At 44.9% G+C, this 7,435-nt stretch carries 7 protein-coding genes; 4 read left to right on the top strand and 3 right to left on the bottom strand.

Features of this window, described 5'->3' with window-relative positions; genetic code table 11:
* The first annotated feature begins 174 nt into the window (after positions 1–174).
* The 3 genes from FBF61_RS05205 to FBF61_RS34470 all read left to right on the top strand — a co-directional run bounded on the left by FBF61_RS05205 (position 175) and on the right by FBF61_RS34470 (position 2,016).
* The gene (locus tag FBF61_RS05205) at positions 175–963 is read left to right on the top strand and encodes an RES domain-containing protein (RefSeq protein ID WP_166444424.1); all 789 of its coding nucleotides are present in this window, start codon (positions 175–177) and stop codon (positions 961–963) included.
* A 65-nt stretch (positions 964–1,028) separates the two neighbouring features.
* A complete protein-coding gene (locus FBF61_RS05200) occupies positions 1,029–1,655 on the top strand; it encodes a hypothetical protein (RefSeq protein WP_138476081.1) in 627 nt (208 codons plus the stop codon).
* Positions 1,645–2,016: a hypothetical protein gene (locus tag FBF61_RS34470; protein ID WP_166444423.1), complete on the top strand. Its 372-nt coding sequence runs from the start codon at positions 1,645–1,647 to the stop codon at positions 2,014–2,016. Before FBF61_RS05200 ends, FBF61_RS34470 begins: the two co-directional genes overlap by 11 nt.
* On the opposite strand, the gene FBF61_RS34465 is transcribed toward FBF61_RS34470, so the two are convergent.
* The 3 genes from FBF61_RS34465 to FBF61_RS05185 all read right to left on the bottom strand — a co-directional run bounded on the left by FBF61_RS34465 (position 2,013) and on the right by FBF61_RS05185 (position 3,982).
* Positions 2,013–2,381, bottom strand: coding sequence for a hypothetical protein (locus tag FBF61_RS34465; protein WP_166444422.1), 369 nt, complete (start codon positions 2,379–2,381; stop codon positions 2,013–2,015). The genes FBF61_RS34470 and FBF61_RS34465 overlap by 4 nt on opposite strands.
* A gap of 72 nt (positions 2,382–2,453) precedes the next feature.
* Positions 2,454–3,680 (bottom strand): type II toxin-antitoxin system HipA family toxin, encoded by a 1,227-nt coding sequence (locus FBF61_RS05190; RefSeq protein WP_138476080.1) that lies wholly within the window; start codon positions 3,678–3,680, stop codon positions 2,454–2,456.
* On the bottom strand, positions 3,677–3,982 hold the full coding sequence (locus FBF61_RS05185; protein ID WP_205748226.1) for a helix-turn-helix domain-containing protein: 306 nt from the start codon (positions 3,980–3,982) through the stop codon (positions 3,677–3,679). Before FBF61_RS05185 ends, FBF61_RS05190 begins: the two co-directional genes overlap by 4 nt.
* 633 nt (positions 3,983–4,615) lie before the next feature.
* Here FBF61_RS05185 and uvrA point away from each other — a divergent pair.
* Complete coding sequence (gene uvrA / locus FBF61_RS05180) at positions 4,616–7,171, top strand: excinuclease ABC subunit UvrA (protein WP_138476079.1); 2,556 nt, start codon at positions 4,616–4,618, stop codon at positions 7,169–7,171.
* The last annotated feature ends 264 nt before the right edge of the window (positions 7,172–7,435 follow it).

Below are 7,435 nucleotides of genomic sequence, written 5' to 3'. Positions count from 1 at the left end.
CACCCTCATACTGTTTGAGGATCGCCACGATCTGGGTTTCTGAGTAGTTTTTCTTTTTCATGTGACAGTTAAAATTAGCTCATTTCGAGTCTAATCCTACACTGTCCTAATTTCGGGAAAGCTTACATTAGAGACGTAATATCTACTTTTATGCATAAACTTGGCTATCAGCCAATGAGTTACGAAGTGTACTTTCCTGCATTGTTCCGAGCAAGGAAAATTACCGCTAAGTCTGTTGATGATGTGACCAACAACACTTTGATGAAACCAAAAGACTTTTCTTACCCGCCGGCTGGGTTGGGAGTCGCTGGACGATGCAATTTGCAGGGATACCCGGTTTTTTACAGTTCGACCGACAACGGTGTCGCACTGTTCGAAGTAAGGCCAGAGGTCGGAGATTTCGTTGCAATTTCTGAGGTTCGTAATCAGAGCACCACAGATAACCGTATTCCCGTTGCTGCAATTGGGGTAGATGCCATAGTATCATCTTTGACCAAGCGTAATCCGAATGACACTATGGCTAAGCTATTTTCAGGAAGTCCGATATTTAGCTCATCTACTCCAGAATTACTGCGGATTGATCATAATCTGACTGAATGGTTCACCAGGATTGTCAACGCATCCGACACCTTGACGTACAGATTAACAACCGGATTTTATCGAATGTATACTGATATTATTAAAACAGATGATAACGATCGGTTCCATGTCTTGGTTTACCCGAGTGTTGAAAGTGACGTCACGGGTTACAATGTTGTCATGGAAACAGGGATTGCCGACAATCATTTCGCTTTCGATAGAGCATATCTCTATCAGGTTAAGTCCAGAGTTGGCAAGGATTACGAGCTGGAAGTGTTGAAGACGACAGAATTTCTTCCAAATGGTGATATCAACTGGATCGACGACCCAAATAAAGGAGGAATATGGTCTGTGGGGCCTGATACGAACTCATTTTATCATTAATTCGCAATAAACTTAACGCTCAATGCTTAGGTTTAATTAACTTATCTTGTGCAAATCGAAAAGCTATGTACAAGTCCAAAAGGGAAATCTACGAAGATTACCAAATTGCTATCAAACTGGGAATCGATTCCAAAGTAGGCGGGTTTGGGAGCGGATCTTATCAGGAACTTTATAACAAGCTTTCAACGGGTCATCATGCTGTTATTAGAGAGCTTGAATGGAGTGTTGAAAATTTCAATACAAAATATCCTCACTCCTTGGGAGTTTTCGTTGAAATTCCAGAAAAAGGAAAAGATGGTGAGACAATTGGCGTGCGATATCTTTTCCTGCAGCATGAAACAGGCTTAGAGGTTTTTGTTGATATAGGGGAATTTATTAAGGGACATGATGTTATAAGCACGTTATTGGGGAAAGAGGTTATAAAGTATGTAACCAAAAAATCTCTGAAAAATCTTTTTACATTTTTAGCAAAAAAGTGGGGTAGCGTAATGCGTCATGGGATTTATTTCGTTGAAATAAGGACAAGAAACAAAGGAGTTATGCGACTGAAATTTGAAGATTTTAAGGTATTGCAACTGGAATGCTTGATTAATAGGTTTGATAGTATAAGGCATTTAAGCGAAGTAAATCAGTCGTGTTTCGGAGGTAAATTGATGGATCCGCCATCCGAAAAGCCGCTTAGTGACGATTAATATATTAAAAACCAGCAGCACCGATCAGACCGATCGTGCGTTTAATGACCTGCCATTTCTTGATGAAATATCCAGCTGCATCATTGGCGTGATCAGCGCCGCCGTCCTTGTCTGGTTTACCATTATTGTCGTAAGCCTGTTGTTCCGGACTTTCGGTCAGACCGGACAAAGGTTTATGTTCACCAGCCACCAGCGCTTGCTTTCGCCATTCAGGATCACCGCGTTCACCGCATTGCCCCGATCTTTAACGGCCGGGTTTGAATTATCGACGACGATGTTAAAACCAGCCTGGCGCAGAATGGATAGATCGCTCTCGCTCCAGTTTTTGGATGTTGTTTTTTTACCACTGGCATCCGGTTAAATCCAGATCTGGTGACCTTTCTGCTTATATGGTTCATCCAGCATACGTGCCATTGTCGGTGTATCCCGGACGCCTGTCAGTTCCATAACAGTCTGCGGATCATCATTGCGCAGGACGTTGATAATTGCTGTCATGTTCATCACGTTGAAATCCATTCCAATATGCAAATTCTCTTTATCGCGCATGGTCTCGGATGTATGGTTCAGGTTCCGGTCAAAGTTCGAATACATAAATCCTGCCGGCAGGTTGACGAATTGACTGCGCAGGTAGGCGTCGATCAGCTGTGGTGGGTATAATGCGAAAAGTGACGGGATACAGTCGTACGAAAGGTTGGCCTCATTCTCGTAAGTGCTGGCCTGAATCATACCGCCAGCGTAAGGTGGGCTTCTCGAACGTAAGCACGTTAATATCGGCATGAAATGGATACACCATCCTTTTCATGGCAGCCTTTTATTTATCAAATCTATATTTGCCTGACTTATCTGATATTCTTTTGCCAAAGTCTTCCACTGCCCCAAGGCAGCCTTTGTTTGTGCAATACTTCCATCTACAAGAGCTTTGGACAAACCCGCTTCAATACCTAGCTTTATAAGCTGCTTGTCGCCGGGATTTCTTCCCTCTCCCATTACCATTGTGCTTTGTTCTCCCCCTGGGCCATTAGAAAACGTCAGATCATAAGCTGGCGATAACTTCCATTCCCCTTTATTATCCATCAGAAAACTGAAGTTCTTGGCATGGTCATCACGGTTATGGGCCAGGACATTAAATACAGCCAGTCTATACATTTTCTCAACCTCACGGATGTCTTTCGTAAGCTGACCAGTAAGCGTCAGTAAATCTTCATAATCTAATGATGGTGTCCGAAAATCACTATGCAATAACCCGCTTACCGTATGCATGTGGTATCGTTTTGTACAATTCCGGTCAAAGCGTTTTGCCGCGAAATATCCGCATCCTTTGCTAGCGGCAAATAAATGAGCTTCTGACATTACAACGCCTGCCTCTTTTGCCATCAGAGCATAAACGTATTCAATTGCGCCGGAATCAAGTCCGTCTTGAGAATTCGGGAACTTGATCAGCCAGGGCTCAAATCCATCGGCGAGTTGCTTTGCACCATGGGTTATATTCTGACGGGTCTCATCAACCCCGATGAGCGCTTTAGGTCTTGCCCCGGCAGATGACCCATTTAAAGAAAGTAGCTCCTGAATGATCTCTTCTGAACTTCCTCTAAGAACTTCACTGGCTTGCTGAGCAAGTTGATCCAGATCAATAAAGCCATCTTCTATATCAGACGGACTATAATCCGGTTCATAGACTAAGGCTCCCATTCCGTGAAACCCCACATGTGCCAAACGATCCAGTGAAGAAATATCGGACGGCAATATGTTTTGAGAACGCAAATGGCGGTCAAATAATAAACGGCCCCAACCATCGGGAAGGCTATCGCTAAAAACACCCGCCAATCCTTCGAAAGGTCTTGTTTCAAAAGCGGTAACGCCTGTTTTAAGAGGTAATCGTAATGGAGAAATCTCCAATCCTCTTTGAATGAATGAGGCCTCATATTCAAAATAAATGGTGTGGTCGCGAATAGCCAAACGCCCAACCGGAAGAATTTCGCTGCCGAAATCCAATCTTACTTTGAGTTCTGTGATAAGTCGTTTCATTTGCGACGACCTCGTTTACGGATTGAAGTCTCTTCCTTCAACACTTCATCAATAGAAGAGAAAGTTGGTTTTATAGGCTTAATAGCCTCAATCACTTCCTCGATGCCGCCTACTACCAAAAGGAGCCTAAGGAATGATTCTAAAGAGATGACCCCTTTCTGCTCAAATTTTCTTAGAGTTGGTAGTGCAACGCCTGAACGCTCTGCCAAACCCTCCTGAGTAAGGCCCGCACTTAGACGCCTAGATCGCACGTTCTCTGCAAGCTTACGAAGCGCCTTTGATGGTGATATAAGTGATATCATTGTAGTACTTATAGGCTTTATCACCAGATAATTAATACCATTGTATCACAAATATAGCTAATTAAAATCGAAAAATGCCTTACTTAGATGGTTTAAAGCGCAACACTTTACACCCTACATTCCAACTTCAACTGCCGAGAATTCCTCGGTAGTTGCACCGCGAGATTTATGTAAAGCTGATCAATGAAGCATAACACACAAAATCGTTACTTTTGAGGGTGAGTTCAGATGTTGTATGGAGGTATCATCCATATTAAAGAGTGCTTGTTCAATATGTGCAAGTCCAAAAAATGGCTGGCAACAATTTGGAAACTTTTTGCTCGTTTTTCGCAGTTTGTACCTTTTTTGTACCTAGATGGGTTTAATCCATTGATTATGAATGCCTAATACATATTGTATCGGGAAATAGATGCACAAAACAAGTGCAAATGTATTTCCGACGTCCCATCTGAAATATCCTTACTTTTACCATTCTTTTCGTATTCTTCATTTAATGCCCGACCTTAGCTACTTTAAGATTCGATTGCTCAGGCTTCAAAAAAAGTAGTGAGATTTGCTTAACACGGACTTCCAGAAAAACTGATACCAAAGCTCTGGGACTATTTTTTCACGGTAAAACTTACCCCAGATCTCATGTCAAAAGAATTGATATCGCTTCCTGTCTCCGATTTTGTCAGAATACAGGGAGCCAAAGAGAATAACCTGAAAAATGTTGATTTGGTCATTCCCAGAGGTGCATTGGTAGTATTTACCGGTGTCTCGGGTTCTGGCAAATCATCGCTTGCTTTCGGGACATTGTATGCGGAAGCTCAGCGGCGTTATCTGGAATCGGTCTCTCCGTATGCAAGACGTCTTTTTAACCAGATGTCCATTCCCCAGGTCGATAGTATCGATGGTCTTCCACCGGCTATCGCTTTGCAGCAGCAGCGTGGAGCGACAAGCACACGTTCCTCTGTTGGCAGCGTCACAACGATCTCAAATCTGATCAGAATGCTGTATTCGAGGGCGGGAGACTATCCCGCCGGGCAGTCAATCGTTTATGCAGAATCGTTTTCACCAAACACCCCGGAAGGCGCCTGTCCGGAATGCCACGGCCTGGGGGTTGTCTATGAAGTGACAGAGCATTCGATGGTGCCCGATGATTCACTCTCAATCAGAGAAAAAGCCATCGCAGCATGGCCCACCGCATGGCAGGGGCAGAACCTGCGGGAAATATTGATGACACTCGGTTACAATGTGGACATTCCCTGGCGTGATCTGCCGAAGAAAGACAGGGATTGGATCTTGTTTACAGAGGAGCAGCCTGTTGTTCCGGTTTATTCCGGACTTACGGCCGCACAAGTTCAGCAAGCCCTGGCGAGAAAAATGGAACCCAGTTACATGGGGACCTTTACAGGGGTCAAACGGTATGTGATGCAAACATTTGCGAATTCACAGAGCCAGGCGATGAAAAAGCGCGTGTCTAAATTTATGCTGAGCGCGCAATGTCCCGTTTGCCAGGGAAAGCGCCTGCGTCCTGAGCCTTTATCTGTAAAGTTTGCCGGGATGGATATTGCGGAATTTTATCGGCTAAATATCAAGAGTTTACGTGATATTATATATGCATGCCTAGAATCCAAAAGTACTGAGCCGGACGAGGAACATCCCGAAAAAACACTGGTTCTTGAACGCATAGGCCAGGATCTTTTATCTCGTCTGGACGTACTTATAGATCTGGGGCTTGGGTATCTGACCCTTGAAAGAAGTACCCCCACGCTTTCGCCGGGAGAATTACAACGCCTGCGACTGGGAACTCAGATACACTCCAACCTTTTTGGTGTCGTCTATGTACTCGACGAGCCATCGGCAGGTCTTCATCCTGCCGACACACAGTCATTGCTCCGGGCGTTAGACCGGTTAAAAGCAGCTGGGAACTCGCTCTTTGTTGTAGAACACGAGATCGAAATCATACGCCATGCCGACTGGGTTGTCGATGTAGGACCAGGCGCGGGTGAGAAGGGTGGTGAAATACTTTACAGTGGCCCATTGAAGGGATTGGAAAAAATCGGCAGGTCCGTTACAAGGCGGTATTTGTTTGATGCGGATCAAAGCCAAAAGTCTGAAAGACAGGCGAAAGGATGGCTGCGGCTAAGGGACGTAAGCCGGAATAATTTAAAGCATGTGGATGCCAACTTTCCATTGGGCGTATTGACCAGCGTCACCGGCATATCGGGCTCGGGAAAGAGCAGTCTGATCAGCCAGGCGCTTGTAGAGCTTGTTTTGGAAAAACTAGGCCAGCAAATTCCTGGCACAGAGGATCAGGATGATAATCTTCTTCAAACCGAAAGCCCCAAGACGACTACGGGGTTTATCTCAGAAGGGATGAGTCATATCCGCAGGTTAATACCGGTAGATCAGAAACCCATCGGACGCACGCCCCGGTCAAACCTGGCAACCTACACAGGCCTGTTTGATCATGTCCGTAAATTGTTTGCCAATACCAAAATGGCAAAGGGAAGAAAGTACGACGCAGGTCGTTTTTCTTTCAATGTCGCAAAAGGGCGCTGTCCGAACTGCGAGGGCGAGGGCTTTGTAATGGTTGAGCTTCTGTTTCTTCCAAGTGTTTATACACCCTGCCCGACCTGTCACGGAAGCCGTTACAATGAAAAGACGCTGGAAATTACATACAATGAAAAAAACATTGCCCAGGTGCTTGCGCTGACTGTGGATGAGGCATTTGACTTCTTTGAGTCTGAACCTCAAATCAACCGGGCGCTGGATGTAGTTCGTCAGGTCGGTCTGGGATATCTGCGTCTTGGGCAGCCCGCTACCGAGCTTTCGGGTGGTGAGGCGCAGCGAATAAAGCTGGCCACCGAGTTGCAAAGGGCCCAGCATGGCAATACGTTATACATTCTTGATGAGCCCACAACCGGACTGCATCCTTCCGATGTAGACAATCTGCTTGTCCAGCTTAATAAGTTGGTAGATCAGGGCAATACCGTCATTGTCATCGAACACGATATGCACGTTGTCGCCAACAGCGATTGGGTGATCGACGTCGGACCCGGTGCCGGAGATGAAGGCGGCGAAATCGTTGTATGTGGTCCGGCAGCGATGGTCGCTGGTGAACCAGCAAGTCAAACGGGAAAGTATTTAGCAGTTCATTTTAATGAAAAAACGCCCTTCAACAGATCAAAGATTACCTCTTAGGACGATTGAATGTCAGGTGTGTGGCTCGGCTGTTTCAATCAAAGCAAATAAAGCGTTGGGTTACAATGATACTTTCTGAATGATACCGTCAAAGGTTTGTGTGATAAAATAGGTTTTTGGGCCAGCTGTTTCGATGGAATTCGGGAAGTTGAGCCCGCTAACCTGAATATTTTTTCTGAATAATTGTGATTTTGGGATTATTTATTTATATTTTTCCAACTTCATCCTTACTCAACCTAAATCATGAAACCGATCACATCCTTT

The sequence above is a fragment of the Dyadobacter bucti genome (assembly GCF_005869225.1).
GTDB classification, from domain to species: domain Bacteria; phylum Bacteroidota; class Bacteroidia; order Cytophagales; family Spirosomataceae; genus Dyadobacter; species Dyadobacter bucti.
Note: the sequence above shows the minus strand (reverse complement) of the source record. Positions and strands in the feature narration are given on the sequence as shown.